At 63.6% G+C, this 18,263-nt stretch carries 16 protein-coding genes and 1 tRNA gene; 6 read left to right on the top strand and 11 right to left on the bottom strand.

All coding sequences use genetic code 11. The features are described from left to right. Window positions 1-48 precede the first annotated feature (48 nt). Both ASD94_RS18270 and ettA read right to left on the bottom strand, forming a co-directional pair. Entirely contained in the window at window positions 49-2,559 is a 2,511-nt protein-coding gene (locus tag ASD94_RS18270; RefSeq protein WP_056645869.1) for a DUF1631 family protein, read from the bottom strand. Between the two features lie 59 nt (window positions 2,560-2,618). Continuing rightward, window positions 2,619-4,280 (bottom strand): energy-dependent translational throttle protein EttA, encoded by a 1,662-nt coding sequence (gene ettA / locus ASD94_RS18275; RefSeq protein ID WP_056645872.1) that lies wholly within the window; start codon window positions 4,278-4,280, stop codon window positions 2,619-2,621. A 298-nt stretch (window positions 4,281-4,578) separates the two neighbouring features. Between ettA and ASD94_RS18280 the strand changes: the two genes are divergently transcribed. The 4 genes from ASD94_RS18280 to ASD94_RS18295 all read left to right on the top strand — a co-directional run bounded on the left by ASD94_RS18280 (window position 4,579) and on the right by ASD94_RS18295 (window position 10,138). Then, window positions 4,579-6,375: a DEAD/DEAH box helicase gene (locus tag ASD94_RS18280; RefSeq protein WP_056645875.1), complete on the top strand. Its 1,797-nt coding sequence runs from the start codon at window positions 4,579-4,581 to the stop codon at window positions 6,373-6,375. Between the two features lie 55 nt (window positions 6,376-6,430). Beyond that, window positions 6,431-6,991, top strand: coding sequence for a nucleoside-diphosphate sugar epimerase (locus tag ASD94_RS18285; protein ID WP_235509386.1), 561 nt, complete (start codon window positions 6,431-6,433; stop codon window positions 6,989-6,991). A 45-nt stretch (window positions 6,992-7,036) separates the two neighbouring features. Then, entirely contained in the window at window positions 7,037-8,125 is a 1,089-nt protein-coding gene (locus ASD94_RS18290; protein ID WP_056645881.1) for an endonuclease/exonuclease/phosphatase family protein, read from the top strand. A gap of 138 nt (window positions 8,126-8,263) precedes the next feature. Further along, complete coding sequence (locus ASD94_RS18295) at window positions 8,264-10,138, top strand: M14 family metallopeptidase (RefSeq protein ID WP_056645884.1); 1,875 nt, start codon at window positions 8,264-8,266, stop codon at window positions 10,136-10,138. Window positions 10,139-10,329: 191 nt separating this feature from the next. On the opposite strand, the gene ybaL is transcribed toward ASD94_RS18295, so the two are convergent. Continuing rightward, window positions 10,330-12,069 carry a YbaL family putative K(+) efflux transporter gene (gene ybaL, locus ASD94_RS18300; RefSeq protein WP_056645887.1) on the bottom strand — a complete coding sequence of 580 codons (1,740 nt, stop codon included), beginning with the start codon at window positions 12,067-12,069 and terminating at the stop codon, window positions 10,330-10,332. A 192-nt stretch (window positions 12,070-12,261) separates the two neighbouring features. Here ybaL and ASD94_RS18305 point away from each other — a divergent pair. After that, a tRNA-Arg gene (locus ASD94_RS18305) sits at window positions 12,262-12,338 on the top strand. Window positions 12,339-12,475: 137 nt separating this feature from the next. Here ASD94_RS18305 and ASD94_RS18310 read toward each other — a convergent pair. Further along, entirely contained in the window at window positions 12,476-12,679 is a 204-nt protein-coding gene (locus ASD94_RS18310) for a hypothetical protein (protein WP_056064167.1), read from the bottom strand. Window positions 12,680-13,084: 405 nt separating this feature from the next. On the opposite strand from ASD94_RS18310, the gene ASD94_RS24325 reads away from it, so the two are divergent. Beyond that, window positions 13,085-13,297, top strand: a complete 213-nt coding sequence (locus ASD94_RS24325) for a DUF551 domain-containing protein (RefSeq protein ID WP_369818074.1) — start codon at window positions 13,085-13,087, stop codon at window positions 13,295-13,297. Here ASD94_RS24325 and ASD94_RS18320 read toward each other — a convergent pair. The 7 genes from ASD94_RS18320 to ASD94_RS18345 all read right to left on the bottom strand — a co-directional run bounded on the left by ASD94_RS18320 (window position 13,290) and on the right by ASD94_RS18345 (window position 18,261). Continuing rightward, on the bottom strand, window positions 13,290-13,739 hold the full coding sequence (locus ASD94_RS18320; RefSeq protein WP_056645889.1) for a hypothetical protein: 450 nt from the start codon (window positions 13,737-13,739) through the stop codon (window positions 13,290-13,292). The genes ASD94_RS24325 and ASD94_RS18320 overlap by 8 nt on opposite strands. Further along, complete coding sequence (locus ASD94_RS18325; protein WP_056645892.1) at window positions 13,739-13,954, bottom strand: hypothetical protein; 216 nt, start codon at window positions 13,952-13,954, stop codon at window positions 13,739-13,741. Before ASD94_RS18325 ends, ASD94_RS18320 begins: the two co-directional genes overlap by 1 nt. Next, window positions 13,951-14,160 carry a hypothetical protein gene (locus ASD94_RS23720; protein WP_156391470.1) on the bottom strand — a complete coding sequence of 70 codons (210 nt, stop codon included), beginning with the start codon at window positions 14,158-14,160 and terminating at the stop codon, window positions 13,951-13,953. Before ASD94_RS23720 ends, ASD94_RS18325 begins: the two co-directional genes overlap by 4 nt. Next, entirely contained in the window at window positions 14,157-14,636 is a 480-nt protein-coding gene (locus ASD94_RS18330) for a hypothetical protein (RefSeq protein WP_369818072.1), read from the bottom strand. The genes ASD94_RS23720 and ASD94_RS18330 overlap by 4 nt, the downstream gene beginning before the upstream one ends. Then, complete coding sequence (locus ASD94_RS18335; protein ID WP_056645894.1) at window positions 14,633-14,878, bottom strand: holin; 246 nt, start codon at window positions 14,876-14,878, stop codon at window positions 14,633-14,635. Before ASD94_RS18335 ends, ASD94_RS18330 begins: the two co-directional genes overlap by 4 nt. Before the next feature lie 117 nt (window positions 14,879-14,995). Beyond that, window positions 14,996-16,693 carry a hypothetical protein gene (locus tag ASD94_RS18340; protein ID WP_056645898.1) on the bottom strand — a complete coding sequence of 566 codons (1,698 nt, stop codon included), beginning with the start codon at window positions 16,691-16,693 and terminating at the stop codon, window positions 14,996-14,998. Then, on the bottom strand, window positions 16,693-18,261 hold the full coding sequence (locus ASD94_RS18345; protein WP_056645902.1) for a hypothetical protein: 1,569 nt from the start codon (window positions 18,259-18,261) through the stop codon (window positions 16,693-16,695). The genes ASD94_RS18340 and ASD94_RS18345 overlap by 1 nt, the downstream gene beginning before the upstream one ends. Between the last annotated feature and the right edge of the window lie 2 nt (window positions 18,262-18,263).

The following is an 18,263-nucleotide window of genomic DNA, read 5'->3' on the forward strand; positions in this document are numbered from 1 at the left end:
CGGCCTGCGCCGTGCGGCGCGGGCAGCCGCCAGTGGAGATCCTGGCGCTCAGCGATTTTTAGAGGACTTGGAACCCGAAGACGGGGCCAGGGGCGCTGATTTGGACAGCGGTGCGGACCTGGAAAGTGGTGCTGCCCTGGAGCTGGAGCCCGACCGCCCATCGGACGACCGGCGATCTGCGGCACCCGCTTCTGCCGAACCCGAGGCGCGAGCCACTGGCTTGGCGGGCCGGGGGGGCAAGGCAGGCACCACGCGCAGCGAGCCTTCAGCCGCCAGCTTGTCGCGCATGCGGCGGGTCATGGACTGGGTGCTGGCGTCGGGCGCAGTGAATAAAAACAGGGTGCGGTGCGGGCTGGCCCAGGTGAGCTGGGTACGCACTACCCGGCCGTTGGTCACCAGTTCCACCCACGCCCCGATGACAAAGTCGGCGTAGGGATCGGGAGCATCCAGCGGTGCCTGGGCACTGTCCTGCGATGCGGACACCGATGCCTCGGACGATTCAGACAGCTCTGGCGCAGCCGTCACCGCTTCAGACTCTGCCGTGGGGGGTGCTGCGGACTTTTCAAAAGCCGCCTGGTGCAATGCCACCAGCCGCTGCAAGAACGCACTGGTCTGCAAGGGAGGGTAATTGATGGTCTTGAGGCCCTTGCGCAGCTTGGCCAGCAAGCCGGGGATGGCCTCGTTGAGCCGGTCGGTCTCCTGGCGCGTGAGGTCGGGCTGTGCAGTCCACAGCAGCACCGGGACCAGCGCCAGGTACCCGCTCGGGTCATCGTCCTGGCTGTCATCGCTGCGCATCACATGCGCCAGCGCGACCACGTCGGCCCAGGGGCCCGCTGCAAAATCCAGCACATCCGTGGGTACCCGCTCCACATCGGGCAGCTTGCGGATATCGGCAGCAACTTTCTCTGCCAGCAGCTCCCGCTGCTCGGCCTGCAGTTTCGCTTTCTGCTCGGCCTCCTGCTGGGCCTTGACTCTTTGCTCCTGGGTATCCCAGGCGGACTGCAGCGCCTCGAGCACGGTGTCAAAAGGCCCCGCGTCCTTGACTTCGTGGGCCGACAGATGGCCCACGGCCTCGGTCACCAGCCGCATGAAACCACTGAAGCCGGGCTCTGTCTCGGCGGTGAAAGCCAGGCTGCGCTGTGTCAGCTCGTCAAGCAGGCGGCGTGCTGGGTGATTGCTGTCGGTAAAAAACCGGCCGTCGTGGTGCACCAACTGCTTGAGCGCGGGCTCCAGGCTCTTGACGGCCTGCTGCACGGGGGCCAGCAAACGGGCGTCCTGTGCGATGTTGGTCATCATGCGCCCCACCACCTCCACCGCCATGGCGGTGGACTGCGTGGCGGCTTCCATGGGCATGGTCGCATAAACCACCGGTGCCACGCCGGGCCTGCGCCAACCCGCCAGAGGCACGGGCAACGAACCCGGATGACTGGCCGAACCGCCACCGGCCAGACGCCCCACCAGGCGCTCCAGCTGGGCCATGTCTTCCACGGCCTCCGCCGCCGCGCCCGAGGGGTAGTAGCCCCCCGCCAGCGACGATTGGGCGCTGGCTGCGCCCGCGCGGGGGTCAACGGGCATAACCACTGCCTGGGCGGGCACCGCCCCATAGACCTGGGGTGCAAACGGATCACCGCCCGCCAGCATCTGGCGCAGGATGCCCACGGTGAGCAATGCCTCTTCGGCGGCATCCAGGGAGCCAAGGGCGCCTTGCTGGGACTCACCGCTCCAGCCCGTGCCGGGGCCCATGCCGCGCCCGTAGCCCGTGTTGCCGTAGTCGCCCATGGGCGCGTTCATCGACGGGCCATACCCGGAATAACCGCCGCCATAACCCGTGCCCGGGCCACCATAGCCGGACCCACCGTAACCCGTGCCACGCCCTCCTGCACCACGCGAGACCCCCGAAGGGGTGCCCGCCACCGCGTAGCCCACAGGCTGCACACCATGATCGCGCAAGCTCTGGGAAGTCTTTTTGTATTCTTCAGCCAGCAGTTTGCCCATCAGGTCGCGCATGTGCTGCATCCACAGCTGGCGGACTTCGGCAGAAACGCCGGTCTCGCCCACCACCTGCTGCAGCGCACGGATGTAGCTCTCGGGTCGCAGGGGGTTGCGCTCGGGTTGCACGCTGCGCAAGCCTTGCGCAGCGCTCACCAGCGTATTGAGTTCGGCCAGCACGGCGTCGGTGGCGTGCAGGGCCGATTGCTGCGCCTTGGACAGCTCCACCTGGGCCTGCATTTCGCTTTCGTCCATGAGCGAAAGCTCGCCAAAGTCCATGCCGGTATCGTCGGCCGAGCTGCGGCCCTTGGTCGCCGCGGGGCCTTCGGCAAAGATCTCGAGCAGGGCCATGGGGTAGCCCTTGATCAGCGCCGCCTCGTGCTCCTTGAGCAGGTGCAGCGCGTCGCTCAGCACATTGCGCTGCTGAACATTGCGGCTACTCGACTCCTCGCTGGTCAAGGCGGTCTGGGTGACCTTGACCAGCTGCTCCATCAGGGCCTCGCCCCCGCGAACGGCGTTGACAACGCAGGCGCGAAAAACAACTCTCAGACGCGATGCGGGCAGGGACATGGTGGGGAAGAGAAATCGGGCAAGAGGTTTCCAGATGCAATCCTACTTGACCTCGGCTCTTATTTGAGGGCCTTGAAACGCATCCGCTTGGGCTTTGCACCTTCTTCACCCAGGCGCTTCTTCTTGTCGGCTTCGTACTCTTGGTAATTGCCGTCAAAGAACGTCCATTGGCTGTCACCCTCGGCGGCCAGGATGTGTGTGGCGATCCGGTCCAGGAACCAGCGATCGTGGCTGATTACCAACACTGTGCCCGCATATTCGAGCAAAGCGTCTTCCAGCGCGCGCAGGGTTTCCACGTCCAGATCGTTCGAGGGCTCGTCCAGCAGCAATACGTTGCCGCCAGCGATCAGCGTCTTGGCCAGGTGCAGGCGACCGCGCTCACCACCCGACAGCATGCCCACCTTCTTTTGCTGGTCGCCGCCATTGAAGTTGAAGCGCCCGGCGTAGGCCCGGCTGGCCATGGTGAACTTGCCGATGTTGATCATGTCCAGGCCACCGGAGATGTCTTCCCACACGGTCTTGTCGTCCGACAGGGCATCGCGGTGCTGGTCCACAAAAGCCATCTTCACGGTCGAGCCAATCACGACTTCACCGCTGTCAGGCTGCTCGCGGCCCGCGATGAGCTTGAACAGCGTCGATTTACCAGCCCCGTTCGGGCCGATGATGCCGACGATGGCGCCTGCCGGGATGGTCATGGACAGGTTGTCGATCAGCACGCGATCGCCAAATGACTTGGTGACATTGTGGAACTCGATGACCTGGGTGCCCAGGCGGTCGGCCACAGGAATGAAGATTTCCTGCGTCTCGTTGCGCTTTTGGTATTCGTAGTCGCTCAGTTCCTCGAAGCGGGCGATACGCGCCTTGCTCTTGGCCTGGCGGCCCTTGGCGTTCTGGCGCACCCACTCCAGTTCCTTCTTCAGGGCCTTGGCGCGGGCTTCCTCGCCCTTGTTTTCGGACTCCAGGCGGGCCTGCTTCTGGTCCAGCCAGGTGCTGTAGTTGCCCTTGTAGGGGTGACCGTAGCCCCGGTCCAGTTCCAGGATCCACTCGGCCGCGTTGTCCAGGAAGTAGCGATCGTGGGTGATGGCCACCACGGTGCCCGGAAAGCGGTGCAGGAACTGCTCCAGCCAGTCCACCGATTCAGCGTCCAAGTGGTTGGTGGGTTCGTCGAGCAGCAGCATGTCGGGCTTGGACAGCAGCAGGCGGCACAGCGCAATGCGGCGCTTTTCACCACCAGACAGCAGCCCGACCTTGGCGTCCCAAGGAGGCAGGCGCAGGGCATCGGCAGCGATTTCGAGCTGGTGTTCGGAGTCAGTGCCAGCGGTGGCAATGATGGCTTCCAGGCGAGCCTGTTCAGCGGCCAGTGCGTCAAAGTCTGCATCGGCCTCGGCGTAGGCGGCGTACACCTCTTCCAGCTTGGCCTTGGCGGCAAACACCTCGCCCATGGCCTCTTCCACGCTTTCGCGCACCGTGTGCTCCGAGTTGAGCTGAGGCTCCTGGGGCAGATAGCCGATCTTGATGCCCGGCATCGGAATGGCTTCGCCCTCGATTTCCTTGTCCACGCCCGCCATGATCTTCAGCAGCGTGGATTTGCCCGAGCCGTTCAGACCCAGCACACCAATCTTGGCGCCCGGGAAAAAGCTCAGGGAGATGTCCTTCAAGATCTGCCGCTTGGGCGGCACGGTCTTGGAGACGCGATTCATCGAATAAACGTATTGGGCCATGGAGGGTTCTAGCTTGCGAAAGTGGGCAGGAAGTCTGCATCCGAGCAGGTTCAGAGGGCCATTTGGAGCATTCCAAAAAGACGCCGAACGCGCTCTCAAACCCTAGATTATCGGTCCATGCGACAATACCCCCGTTGTGGGCTCCAGTTGCCCGCCACATCAGCACACTGCTGGGGACGAAGGAAGCCACGCTTCCGGGCTCCCAATCCTGAACCTCATCAGCCTGAGACTGGCTCAGCAACCTCCCGGTTGCACGACAGGCGGATACCCAGCGCCCCGGACGGGCGCATCCAACGACATGACATTTGACGAACTGAACCTGGCTCCTGCCATCCTGAAGGCCGTGCACGAAACGGGCTATGAAACCCCCACGCCCATTCAGGCCCAGGCCATTCCCGCCGTTCTGGAAGGCCACGACCTTCTGGCCGGCGCGCAGACTGGCACCGGCAAGACCGCTGCGTTCACCCTGCCCATGCTGCACCGCCTCTCGCAAGGCACGGCACCCAAGAACAAGTTTGGCGGCAAGGGCATCCGCGCCCTGGTGCTGACCCCTACCCGTGAGCTCGCGGCCCAGGTCGAAGAATCGGTGCGCGAATACGGAAAGTACCTGGACATCAACTCCACCGTGGTCTTCGGTGGTGTGGGCATGAACCCGCAGATCGACCGCATCAAGCGCGGCGTGGACATCCTGGTGGCCACCCCTGGCCGTCTGCTGGACCTGCAGCAACAGGGCTTCCTGGACCTGTCCACCGTGCAGGTGCTGGTGCTTGACGAAGCCGACCGCATGCTCGACATGGGCTTCATCCACGACGTGAAGAAGGTGCTGGCCCTGGTGCCCAAGGACAAGCAAAGCCTGCTGTTCTCGGCCACCTTCAGCGACGAGATCCGCGAGCTGGCCAACACCCTGCTCAAGAACCCGCAAAGCATCCAGGTCACCCCGCGCAACACCACGGTGCAGCGTATTTCGCAAGTGATCCATCCTGTGGGCCGCGGCAAGAAAAAGCAGGTGCTGCTGCACATCATCCAGCAACACAACTGGAGCCAGGTGCTGGTGTTCACGCGCACCAAATTCGGCGCCAACAACGTGGCCGAGTTCCTGACCAAGAACGGTGTGCAGGCCATGGCCTTGCACGGCAACAAGAGCCAGAGTGCCCGTACGCAGGCCTTGGCGGGCTTCAAGAGTGGCGAGATCCGTGCCCTGGTGGCCACCGACATCGCCGCACGTGGCATCGACATCGATGACCTGCCGCACGTCGTCAACTACGAAATCCCCAACGTCTCCGAAGACTATGTGCACCGCATCGGCCGCACGGGCCGCGCAGGCGCAACGGGCGAAGCCGTGAGCCTGGTCTGCATGGACGAAGAAGGTTTCATGATGGACATCGAGCGCTTTACCAAGCAGCAGATTCCTGTCCAGGTGATCGAAGGTTTTGGCCCAGAACCCGGCGAGAAGGCGGAACCCATCGCCATGGGCCGCCAGACCATCTGGGGCGGCGCAGGCAAGCCCCCGAGCCGTGATGTGATGCAGGCAGCCGCCAAGGCCGCCCGCAGCGAAATGATGGAGCGCATCCGCACCAACAAGGCAGGCCAGGGCGGCGGCCAAGGTGGGGAGCGCGGCCCCCGTGCAGGCAACGGTGGTGGCGGTGGTGGCCGTTCCGGTGGCGGAGCTCCACGCAACGCCCAGGGTCCAGCCGGCGGCGGCCGCGGAGGCCAGGGTGGTGGCCGGGGTGGTGCCCGTGACGGCGCCGCCCAGGCACCTGCGCGCAGCCGAGGCCCACGCCCCGAAGGCGGCGGTGGTCATCGCTACGATGACGCACAACCCCCCCGCGCCAATGCGCACCTGGGCACACACCTGGGTCACAGCAACCCAGGCCATCGCAGCTCGGGCCACGGTGCGGGCGGTCAGCCCGACCCCATGCGCACCAGCGTGGACAGCATGGCTGAACGCGGCCGCCGTGGCGGCGGCGGTGGTGGTGGTGGGTATCGCAACTCTGGAGGTGGCGGCTATGGTGGCGGATCAGGCACGGGTGGCGGTGGTGGCCGGGGCAACGGGCCTCGTGGGCCAGGCGGTCCTCGCGGCTCTTTTAACCGCTGAGACGCGCAAAGCGCCCCCTGCCAACGCCACGGACGCAGCGGGCGCCAGCATCCATGTGCTGCACGCCAAAGGGCGGCGTGCGCCAGCGCTGAACCATCCCCGCCTGCAACTGCACGCGGTGGATTTTGCGGCGATGCCCGCCTTGCCGCACGTCGATGATGTTTACATCACCCTGGGCACCACCATGGCTGCAGCCGGCAGCCAGAGCGCGTTCCGTGCGGTGGACTATGACGCCGTGATGGCCACGGCCCGCGCAGCGCGCGCGGCGGGCGCCACCCGCTGTGGCGTGGTCACCGCCATGGGGGCCAATGCGCAATCGCGCATCTTTTACAACCGCGTCAAAGGCGAGGTCGAGCGCGACCTTCAGCAGCTGGGTTTTGAGACGCTGGTCATTGCACGCCCATCCCTGCTGATGGGCGAACGCCGGGCGCTGCAACAAGCCCACCGGCCCGCAGAGTCCCTGTCGCTCAAACTGTTTCAGTGGCTGAACCCGGTCCTGCCCGCCAACTATCGTGCCCGCCCCGGGGCGGAGGTGGCCCGTGCGCTCGTCCGTGCCGTACAGTTGGGCCGACCCGGGCTGCAAGTGCTGTCCGGCCGCGCGCTGCAGGCCAGTTGATACAGGGAGCAGCCGTCGTGACCCCGCCTACGCTGTACGCCCTTCATGCGCCCCAACGAACTCCCCCAACCGCTGGACACCCTCATGGTGGCCACTTGCAATGTGCTCAACCTGGCCAATCCGGGACGCCTGTTCTACGAGAACCAGGACCCCTACAGCCAGACCGAGTTTGAACGCAAGATCACCTGGCTGGGCGAGCGCTTTCGGGCACTGAACGCCGATGTACTGGCGGTGCAGGAGGTCTGGGACGATGCGGCCTTCAAAGGGGCACTGGGTCGGGGTGGCTTGCGCTACGACTTCGTCGCCGTACCAGGGGCCGAGAACAACGACACCCAACAGGGCGCACAGGGAACGCCCCGTGTGGGCCTAGCCACGCGGCTCAAGGTCGAGGCATTGCAGTCCTTTGCCGACTTCCCACGGGGCTTTCAGGTGGATGTGCCTGGCATTGGCCAACACACGCGCTTCGAGCGCCCACCCCTCGTGGCCACGTTGCGGATGAAGCACGGCCAAACCCTCAACGTCCTCACCGCGCACCTCAAATCCAAGCGCCCCAAATTTCTGCAGGACGCATTGGGCCAGCCTACGGAGGACAGGGACGACCGCAAGGTGGTCGCACTGGCATCGCTGCGCTCGCTGATCATGCGCGGCGCCGAGGCCATGGCGCTGCGGTGCCTGGTGATCGACCTGCTGCACCGCACCAGCGTGCCCCTGGTAGTGCTGGGCGACTTCAACGACACCCCCGACAGCGTGACCACGCAACTGATCTGCGCCACCACCGACATCGCCTACGACCGGTCCGCCCGTGATGTGGCCCTGTTCAATGCGTACGACCTGCAGGGAGATTTCGCCTTGAAAAAGGACGTGGCCTACTCCCACATCCACCAGGGCGCGCCCTATGTGCTGGACCAGATCCTGGTCAGCGAGGAGTTCCTGCCCAATGGGCGCAACAGCGTGGGCGATGTGCGCCGGGTGGACTATTTCAACGACCACCTGCATGAGGGACGCGACCGCACGCGCTCGGACCACGGCTTTGTGCGCGCCTTGCTGCGCCTGAAACTGCCCAGTTCTCCTCTGGCCCAGAGCATCTCGCCGCCGCCCACCGACGCCACCGCACCCAGCGACACCCCTCGATGATCACTGCGTCAGCCCACGGCGCCACGGGTTTGCAACGGGATGTACGCTGACAAGGAGAGGCGGGTGCGCGCAGGTAACATCCACGTACAAAGCGCCCCACTCGCCCCACACCAGGGGCTCTCTCTGGCAGCCCACACCATGACCCAGCACAATTTCCTGCGCCGCAGCGCCGATACCGCCCCGCTTTCCCGTCCTGAACCACGGATTGCGCGCTGGGCCGCCCCGGCCACGCTGGCAGCACTGCTGCTGACAGCCTGCGGCAGCACCCCACTGCCCCCTTGGCCATCCACCCCCACTGCCCAGCAGCGCAGCGCCCCCGCGCCACTGCCGCGCGTACAACAAGGTACGGTGGTACCCGCACCGCTGGGACAGCAAACGCCCTCGCAGCTGCCGCCACAACGGGCTGCCGTGGTGGCCAGCCCCCTGCCCCCGTCCGCGCCGCTCTTGGTGCGCGACGAGGCGCCCATGGCGCCGCCCTATGGCGATGCGGTGGCCGCGCGGTTCCCCAACCCTTCTGTGGTCTACAGCACACCCGGCCTGGGTGCCGACCGCAGGGCCTTCACCACCAATGCCGAGCTGGGCCAATGGCTGCGCGGGCTGAGCGACGGCGTGCCCCGTGGCGGCACACGCGCGCAGTTGCTGCAGATTGGCACCTCGCAACGCGGCGAGCCCATCCAGGGCCTGCTGCTCACCCGTGCCGCAGGCACTGACCCTGCCAGCCTGGACAAGAGCGGCCGCCCCACCGTTGTGCTGATCGGCCAGCAGCATGGCGACGAACCCGCAGGCAGTGAGGCACTGCTGGTCATCAGCCGTGAGCTGGCCCAGGGCCTGCTCGAGCCGCTGCTGGACCGCATCAACGTGGTGGTGGTGCCCCGCGCCAACCCCGATGGCGCCGAGGTGGGCACCCGTGTCACAGCCAACGGCGTGGACCTGAACCGCGACCACCTGTTGCTCAACACGCCCGAGGCCCGCGCCATTGCGCGGGTCATCAACGACTACCGCCCCATCCTGGTCGTGGACGCCCATGAATACACCGTGGTGGGTCGCTATCTGCAGAAGTTCAACGCCATCCAGCGCTACGACGCACTGCTGCAATACACCACCACTGCCAACTATCCGGAGTTCCTCACCAAGGCATCGCAGGAATGGTTTCACCAGCCCATGGTGTCGGCCCTCAAGGCCCAGGGCCTGACGAGCGACTGGTACTACACCACATCGACCAACCTGCAGGACAAGCGCATCTCCATGGGGGGCACCCAGCCCGACACGGGGCGCAACGTCCATGGCCTCAAGAACACGGTCAGCCTGCTGATCGAGACCCGTGGGGTGGGCATTGGCCGAATGCACATCCAGCGCCGCGTGCATGCCCAAGTCACCGCCATCACCAGCGCGCTGCGGACCACCGCCGAGCGGGCGGCCAACCTGGAGCAGGTACGCTCGTTCGTGGCCCGCGACGTCAGCGCCCTGGCCTGCCGCGACCAGGTGGTCATTGAAGCGGAGGCCACGCCCACCCAGCGCGACCTGGATTTTCTGGACCCCGAGACCGGCGCCGATCGCAGCATTCGCGTGGACTGGAACTCATCGCTGACGCTGCGCAACACCAAGGTGCGCGCGCGGCCCTGCGGCTATTGGCTGTCGGCAGACGCCAGCGGTGCAGTGGAACGCCTTCGCCAGCTGGGCATCCAGGTCATGCGGGTGGCAGAGCCAGGTTCTGTCCTGGCTGAGAGCTACCGCGAAACCGCACGCGAAACCGGCAACCGCCAGGACGTGATCGGCACCATTGCTGGTAGTGGCGACATCGTGCGCGTGCAAGTGTCTGCCGTACGCAGCGCCATTGATGCACGTGCTGGCAGCTTCTATGTGCCCCTGAACCAGCCGCGTGCCAATCTGGCCGTGGCAGCGCTGGAGCCCGACACGCAGAACAGCTACTTTGCCAACCACCTGATCCAGGACCTGAGCCAAAGCGCCCGCGTGATGGCCGTGCCATCTCTGGTGTTTGAAGAAACAGATTGATCCGTGCCTTGCGGCAGGTCGCTGCATGGCGTGAGGCTGAGGTCTGCGTTCTTGGCGGGGTCAGATGGGACGCTCCGTGAGGACGCCGCCCGGATGCTGCGCTGCGACTGTGGCTGCGGTCGCAATTTTGCTATCAATTCAATAGCTATTTAGGCATATTCTTCTGGCGCTACAGGCAGATTTCTTTCAAATCATGCCGATCCATGCAGTGGCGCAGGCCGCGTGGCGCGGGCCTGGCGGTCCCGGGCACGCTCCAGCACATGGCGTGCCATGGCCTGTGCCAAGGCATCTTCTGCCAGGAACACCTGGGCATGGCTGCATTCCTGCACCAGCCGCTGGGCCTCGTCCTCGTTGTGGCTGCGCACCACGATGTCGATGCCCGGGTTCAGGGTCTGCGCCGTCTCGATCATCTGGCGCACCTGCAGCGCGTCCGGGGTGGCCACCACCAGCATGGCGGCACGCGCAATGTGGGCCTGGATCAGCACGGCAGGCTCCACCGCGTCACCAAACACGGCGGCCACGCCATCGGCCCGCAAGGCTTCCACCAGCTCCCGGTTCTGCTCCGCCACCACAAACGGAATATCGTTGGCCGCCAGCGTTGCCGCCACGCGCCGCCCTACCCGGCCGTACCCCACCAGAACCACCTGCCGCGCGAGGTAACGCGAATCGGTGCTGGTGGGCAGTTCGGCCAAAGGGTCATCCCGCTGCTCCAGCCGCCGCGCAAGCGCCGATCGGGCGCGCAGCCAGCCCTGCAACGGCGCAATGGCATGGAACAACAACGGGTTGAGCGCCATGGAGAACAGGGCCCCCGCCAATACCAAGCTGGCCCCCTCTGGCGGCAGCAGCCCCAACGAAGAACCCAGTGCGACCAGAATGAACGAGAACTCACCAATCTGCGCGAGGCTGGCCGATACGGTGAGCGCTGTGTTGAGCGGGTAACGGAACGCCAGCACCAGGCCCGCAGCGGCCACCGTCTTGCCCAGCATGATGATGGCGACCACTGCCAACACTTGCAGTGGGCGCTCCCACAAGACGGCGGGGTTGAAGAGCATGCCGACCGACACGAAAAAGAGTACGGCAAAGGCATCGCGCAAAGGCAGCGACTCATGCGCAGCGCGGTGGCTGAACTCGGACTCGCGCATCACCATGCCGGCAAAGAAGGCCCCGAGCGCAAACGATACGCCAAACAGCGCAGCCGACCCGAACGCAATGCCCACCGCTGCGGCCACCACGCACAGCGTGAACAACTCACGCGAGCCTGTGCGAGCCACCTGCCATAACAGCCAGGGAAACAGCCGGCGCCCGACCAGCAGCATCAGCACCACAAACGCACCGACCTGCAGCAGGGTCCAACCCAGCGTGCGCCAGAGCTGCGCAGCATCCAGGTCGGCCCCGGTGCCGCCTCCCAGCCATCCCCCCAGCGGGGGTAGCAGCACCAGTACCAGCACCATGGCGAGATCCTCCACCACCAGCCAGCCCACTGCGATGCGTCCGGTGTAGCTGTCCAGAATCCCCAGGGTCTCCAGCGCACGCAACAGCACCACCGTGCTGGCCACCGACAGTGCCAGACCAAAAACCAGGGCACCACCCATGCCCCAGCCCCACCACAGGGCCAACGCCATACCCAGCGACGTCGCCACGATCATCTGCACCACAGCACCCGGCACGGCAATCTTGCGCACGGCCAGGAGGTCGCCCCACGAGAAATGCAGGCCCACGCCAAACATCAGCAGCATCACACCAATCTCCGCCAGCTGGCTGGCCAGGGCCGCATCTGCGACAAAACCGGGAGTGAACGGGCCGATGGCCACCCCTGCCAGCAAGTACCCCACCAATGCTGGCAGCCGCAGACGGGCGGCCAGAAAGCCCAGCACCAACGCCAGGCCCAAGGCGGCAGCAATCGTGTGGATCAGCGTGACGCTGTGTGGCATGGGCAAATGCTCCAGTGAGGCGGGCAGTCAGGGGGGATAGCCCGGTTATAACCGCATCACCATCCCGGCAGCAAAATCGCCCCTGCGGCAGCGCCAAGAGCAGGGGCCAGGGCGGGTATGATTGGCGTCCTGCGTTGCGCAGATGCGGACACTCCGCAAGCCCGTCCGGCCACACAGCCGGCCAACATCCATCTGCCCGTAGCTCAACTGGATAGAGCAATAGCCTTCTAAGCTATAGGTCGGGGGTTCGAGTCCCTCCGGGCAGGCCAGCCGCCCAGCTGGTAGCTTTCAATCTCCCCATCCATACCAATCAATCCGTTCTGACGAGTGTGGAACAGCCAAGCAATGCGCGCGCGGGCTGGATGACGGATGTGGATCAAGCACCTCGCCGCGTACAGCCCCAACCCTAACGATTGGGCTGCGGCACAGCAGCGTAATTCATGGCAATGGCCTGCACCACGGCGCCAATCAATGCCGCATCGCCAGCGCTCTGCGGCAACACGTCGCGCACGATCTGGACCGCGTATTGAAGTTGCTCTTTGGCCAAGGCCGCAGACATGGCGTTGCCGCGCTTTTCACTGGGCGACGCGTCGCGAATCACAAGGCTCATCAGAAACTCCCAAAAAGTGGAGCATGCAGTATGCGCCGTGTGGGGCTGTGGTGAGCGAGAGGCGAGGCTTTGATGGTGAGAAACCCCCCTTGACGCACAACGCTGCACAGGGGGGCATGCGCAAGGCGAGATCCCATACAGCCCCAAAGCAAAAAGCGCTGCAACATTTCTGCTGCAGCGCTTTGCTATTTTGGGGTGGCTGATGGGGCTCGAACCCACGACAACAGGAATCACAATCCTAGGCGACAATCCAGCGCTGGAGCGGCTTGGCGCTGAGTTCGTGGGAAGCATTGCTTAAACAATAAGCACCTATTCAAGCATTTTTCCAGATTTTCCATCCCATAGTTCAGCGCGGCTTTGAGGGCCACGCATCACAAAGGAATGAGCATGAGCGACTGGCAGCCTATGGAAACAGCCCCGAACGATGGGCGCCATCTACTACTCTGTGGCTGGTATGTTTACCCTGAATACCGAAAAGATCAGAAGCCAACAATAGTCGTCGGGTCTTGGGCTGCTGAAATTGGCGGTGGCGATTGGCTAACCGTATCGGAATCGCCAGATTTTTTTTATCCAACCCACTGGATGCCCATTCCTCCGCCGCCAGAGACGGCTACTTAGGCCACGCCTGCTGCAGCATCAGCGCGTCACCAGCATGTCGGTCAGCCGCTTCTGCCACGCCTCGATATTCGCTGACGCACGCTCCGAGTAGCTCTGCTGCGGTATCGGCTCGCGCAACGAGGGCGCTTGTGGAGGCGTTGGGTAGACTTGCACGGAAGTCGTAGAGGGTGCCGCGCAGGCCGTCAGCAGTGCGGCGGGCAGTAGCAGCATCAGCGCGTAGTTTGGTTTCGCGTTTCGTGGCTTCATTTTGGGCATCCTGCAGTTTCTGATTGAAGGCGATTTCCTTGGCTCGGGTGTCGGCTTGGGCCTTGGCTGATTCGGCGGCCTGCTGGGCTTTGATGCTGTTGATTTCGTTGCCAAGCCTCCAGCCCTGAACTTGCCAAGCACCGGTTGCAGCAACCGCACCAGCTATCAAACCTGTAGCGACGTAGGTGTAGAGCATCAAATGCTCCCCTTCTGCCGCTGAATACCAGCCTTCACGCCCAGGCCGTAGAAGTGCTTTGCGAGCCCTTCAAGCTGGCGCTCAGACCACGGAGTACAGCCCACTTCGGCGCATTCCTTGGCATCTTCTGCGGAGACTTCTAGACCTTTCGTCGTGGCGCAGCCGGTGAGACTTGCACTGATCAAAACTGCGGGAATGAGTAGGGTGAGTTTCATGATGGGTCCTTGTGGGACTTGTCGTCCCAGGTCGCAAAGCCCACGTATGCCACCACCACGGCACCGGCAAACGTGTAGAACGGCGCGGCCACAACCCCAAGCTGTGCCGAGTCGGTGTAGAGCAGCAGCAGCGGGAACGCCAGCCCTGCAAGCAGTGAGAGCCACGCCATGCGTCTGCGATGTTTCCAGCGGTCTTTTTCGTTCATTGCACAAACTCCACGGCACGCGCGTGAAAGTCGTCCCAGGTCTGCCGGTGGGGTTTGCCGGGGCGCCAGTTGCGGTAGTAGCAATCCCATGCGCCTTGCGCGTCGTCTAGCGCGGGCAGTGGGCGTGGGTCGGTGTAGAGCAACAAACGGGCTACTGCCGCAGCCAGAACGTCGTCCCGCTCCAGCGCTGCCCAGATCGCACGGGGCTCAAACGCCACGCCACGCGCCACGCAGATTTGCCGCAGCAAACCAGAGCTGGCCGGGTGGTTCGCGCAGCCACGCACCCCGCCGTTTTGTTCAAACTGCCAGAACCCACGGGCTGGGCCGTTGCCCATCTGGCGGCGGTACTCGAAACGGCTTTCCTGCAACCCTATGGATAGCAGCATCACCCGGGCGCGTGGGCTGTCCATGTGCTTGGGCATCATGGCAAAAGCTGGGTCGATGGCGGTGTCGGTGATGGTTTGCAGGATGCTCACAGCTCGCTCCAGTTGGACCCGAAATCCCTGCGCATCCGCAGTTCCTGCTCCCTGGCCTCGCGCCGGTCTTTTCTCCAAGACCAGATTTGCCCAAGAATCAACCCGGTCAAGCCCACAAAGATGCCGACGATCACGCCAAGCTCGTTCAGGGTCAGCCCAGCTACTACGGCGCCACTGGCACCTCCGTAGGCGGCAACTTTGCTTGCGACGATGCCCGCGTTCTCTACTGCGTGATTGCTCATGCGGCTCCCTCTGCCTCTAAAATGTCCCTTTGCGGGCGTAAAAAAGCCCGCTAGGAGCGGGCATGGAGTTCACTGACTACCTTTGGATCAAGGTCGCCGTTTTTGCGGCCTTGGCCTTTATTGGCGGGCTGTTTGGCTGGTTGAAATAGCAATCGGCAGCGTGGTCAACAGACCTTGGCCGATCTGTCGCGCCTGCGGGCTTGCAGACAACAGGCCTGGCACTTGCTGGGCTGCGCCTGTCGCAGCGTTAGACAGCAATCCAGCGCGGTAAGCCGTCTCGCCAACCAGCCTTGGGCTTGTGAACGGCAGAGCAGCAAGAACGGCTGGATTCATGTACCCACCGAGGCCAATCCCGCCAGCCTGAATCTGCCCCGCGACGCCACGAGGAACCCACGTATTCATGGCTTGCCCCGCAATAGCTGGCGTCAGTTGCACGCCACCCTTTTCTTCCAACTGCTGGGCAATGGATAGACGATTGCCATAGTTTGACTGAGCGTTGTTGCGCATCAGACTTTGGAGCTTGCGAATGGCGGTGTCTTGGCTGGTGCTTTTACCGAGAGATAGCACTCTCTCCGTTTCCTGGAGCGCTTCGGTGGCCTTGGAGTAGTCGCCCATTACCTTGCTGTAAACGGGCGCTTGTTTGGTTATCTCGCCCTTGACAGAGTTGTAGACAGAATCCGCAGCGCGACGCGCTGGAGAGCCGAACTGAGTCGCGTCTCGAATGTCGCCAATCGCGCGTTTGAGGGCGTCCAAGCCTTCAGGGGTATGGTATTCAGCCGGATTTAGTTGCCTCCACTGCGCAATGGTCTGTGACAGCTCATCAACGATGCCTGCCGCGTTCTTGTTGGTCTGAATCCCTTTGTAGCTGCCAATCTCCTGCACCTTGCGCATTGCGCTGTCGATTGGCGCAAAGTCCAACACCGTTTTGTCGGCTGAAATGTCCAGCATGCCATTGCGGTACTGAGCGCCACGGTCCGCGCGCATCTTTTCCAGTCCTGCTTTTGCCGCGTCAACGACTTCATCAAATGATGCGTCGCCGCGCATGTTCCGCAGGAAGTCCACCGACCCCTCTTGCCCGGCTCTGTAGGCTGCACTGATTGTTTCGGGACTGGTTCCAGTCATGCGCCCGAGAACGTTCTTTGTCAGCGCGGACACGCCCTTGCCAGCGTACTGCGCGCCCTTCACGGCAACAGGCAAAGCAGCGCCAGCCAGCGCGCCTTCTGCGGTCATTTCCGGGTTAATCAGGGCGGCAGTCGCGGCGCCATTAGCAGCACCGCCAGCAGCACGCAGAGCGAGATTTGCGGCGTAGTTTCCAGTGCTTGCGGGGCCGAGGGTCAACCCTCCAGACTGCACCATGGGCGCAAACTTTGCCAAGGCCGGTACGGCAGATAGCCCCTTGCCCAAAACACCGCCAACCCCGGCAGTCCCCGCTACTTCGCCCGCGAGTTGACCGCCTTTGTAGAGCATGGACTCTGGCTGTGCTCCCATCTCCTGCAGGCCGCTATCCATGGCGGCGCGCAGCGCTTGGCCGCGTGGCGCGTCTTGCAATCCTTGCGTGATCTGTGGCCGCATGTTCTGCGGAATGGCTTGCTGTACCGGGTCTGCCAGCTTGCTGCGGATCTGATCCACGATGGTTGCGCCGATAGACCCAGCGCCGCGCACAGCACCAGCCAAGAGGTTGCCTACGCCCTGGGAGAATCCTCCGCTGGGCTCTGGCTGCTCTGGCGCTGGCTGCTGCGGCGCTTGGGCTGCGTACTTTGCAAACGGGTTCTCTTCCGGCTGCGCGTATTTAGCAAACGGATTTACATCAGCCATTAGCGACCTCCAAGCACTCGATCTGCGGCTCCCGGGCCAAATACTTCGTCAAACTGGGCTTTGGCTTTTGGGCCGCGCATTTTGAGATCATTGATTGCGCCTTGAGGGATAGGCTTGTCTCCCCACGGATTGGGCGCACCATTTGCACCGTTTTGCCCTGATGCGCGTTCCTCCCATACTGTGCTGATGTCTTTCGCCGCTTTGAGAGCCGCCAAGCGGGTTTGAATAGGCAGCTTCTCATTTCCAACATCGCCAATAGCCTGAGAGTAATCGCGTAACTCGGCATCAGACTGCGCGCCAGGCGCCTTAGGAACGTTTTGCCGCATCCAGCCAGCGGTAGCTTTCAGCGCTGACGCCAATTCCGCGCCCTTTGTGGAGACGCCAACCATTCCAAGAGCGCTGTCTACAACTGCTCCAGCTCCAGAGCCTGTTGGGCCTTGCTCCAACAGCGTTTTGGCTTTATCGATCTGCCGATTGAGAATTTTGAATTGGTCAATCTTGCCGCGTGTATCTGACTCGCGAGCTGCATCGGCCTTAGCGGTGTCAACGGACTTTGCCCGCAATGCTTCATTTGCTGCAGTTTCCATAGCACTCGGACCGGCTGCGTAGTTGCCGGACTGCGCCACTTGCCCGCCACCAAGGCGTTGCATCTCGCGCATGATTGCTGGACGGTCGGGGTGATTGGGTGGGAGTTTGTTCAGCTCACTCTGCATGATCTGCAGTTGCTCAGGTGCGGCGGCTGCGGCAGAACCGCCTGCATAGCCAGCGCCGGAGTATTGCGGCTGAGCAGACGCGCCACGCAACGCTGTCGATTGCGGGATGAATTCCTCGCGCTGCGTTTGCGGGTTGAACACCTTGATAGGCGTGTTTGCCGACTGGATGCCAGCCTGGATGCCCTGGTACGTGCCGAACGTTTCCGGAGCACCTCGGGGAGCGGACACCACCGGCTGACCATCAGGGCCGATGCGCACTTGCGTGGCCTTGCCGTCATTGCTGATGTTCAGTTGAGGCAGATACCCTGCGTTCAAGCGGTTCTTGTCGTAGGCGTAGCCGTTTGTCACCTGCATGTCAGGCGTGCCGCGCTTGGCGATCATCTCTGCGATGCCCTTGCCGCCATTTTTGATGTAGTCCACCATCAGCGCATCGCGGGGGATGTTGTAGAGGCGAGACCATTCATCGAACTTGTCAGCGGATGGCACCGATTGCGCGGCAGGACCGCCAGCACTCGGTTGGGCAGGGATCATCCCTGGGCCTTGCGTTGTGGGCGGAGGATTGCCAATGCCAAAGAACGCGTTTTCGCGCGCTTGTTGAGCCATGGCGTTCTGCATCTGCATTTCGCGCTGCTTGTTCTGCGTGGCGTTCTCGTCGATCTGAGACTGCAGGTACTTTTGCTGCAGCGCCTGCTGTTGCGCACGGTCTTGGCTCGCCATCACATCAGCCAAACCACGCATACGCGGAGAGCCAGCGGCCAGCAGTTGCATACCCAGCCGCGCGCCCGGGTCGTTGAACAGGTCGCCCAGCAGCCCACCCGATGGCTGTGCGGTGCCGAAGTCGAACAGTCCTGCCATGT

The sequence above is a fragment of the Acidovorax sp. Root70 genome, from assembly GCF_001428225.1.
Taxonomy (GTDB): Bacteria; Pseudomonadota; Gammaproteobacteria; order Burkholderiales; family Burkholderiaceae_C; genus Acidovorax.

Coding starts and splice junctions, on each gene's coding strand:
- ASD94_RS18270 (WP_056645869.1), bottom strand. CDS start 2,559: ATGTCCCTGCCCGCATCGCGTCTGAGAGTTGTTTTTCGCGCCTGCGTT.
- ettA (WP_056645872.1), bottom strand. CDS start 4,280: ATGGCCCAATACGTTTATTCGATGAATCGCGTCTCCAAGACCGTGCCG.
- ASD94_RS18280 (WP_056645875.1), top strand. CDS start 4,579: ATGACATTTGACGAACTGAACCTGGCTCCTGCCATCCTGAAGGCCGTG.
- ASD94_RS18290 (WP_056645881.1), top strand. CDS start 7,037: ATGCGCCCCAACGAACTCCCCCAACCGCTGGACACCCTCATGGTGGCC.
- ASD94_RS18295 (WP_056645884.1), top strand. CDS start 8,264: ATGACCCAGCACAATTTCCTGCGCCGCAGCGCCGATACCGCCCCGCTT.
- ybaL (WP_056645887.1), bottom strand. CDS start 12,069: ATGCCACACAGCGTCACGCTGATCCACACGATTGCTGCCGCCTTGGGC.
- ASD94_RS18310 (WP_056064167.1), bottom strand. CDS start 12,679: ATGAGCCTTGTGATTCGCGACGCGTCGCCCAGTGAAAAGCGCGGCAAC.
- ASD94_RS24325 (WP_369818074.1), top strand. CDS start 13,085: ATGGAAACAGCCCCGAACGATGGGCGCCATCTACTACTCTGTGGCTGG.
- ASD94_RS18320 (WP_056645889.1), bottom strand. CDS start 13,739: ATGCTCTACACCTACGTCGCTACAGGTTTGATAGCTGGTGCGGTTGCT.
- ASD94_RS18325 (WP_056645892.1), bottom strand. CDS start 13,954: ATGAAACTCACCCTACTCATTCCCGCAGTTTTGATCAGTGCAAGTCTC.
- ASD94_RS23720 (WP_156391470.1), bottom strand. CDS start 14,160: ATGAACGAAAAAGACCGCTGGAAACATCGCAGACGCATGGCGTGGCTC.
- ASD94_RS18335 (WP_056645894.1), bottom strand. CDS start 14,878: ATGAGCAATCACGCAGTAGAGAACGCGGGCATCGTCGCAAGCAAAGTT.
- ASD94_RS18340 (WP_056645898.1), bottom strand. CDS start 16,693: ATGGCTGATGTAAATCCGTTTGCTAAATACGCGCAGCCGGAAGAGAAC.
- ASD94_RS18345 (WP_056645902.1), bottom strand. CDS start 18,261: ATGGCAGGACTGTTCGACTTCGGCACCGCACAGCCATCGGGTGGGCTG.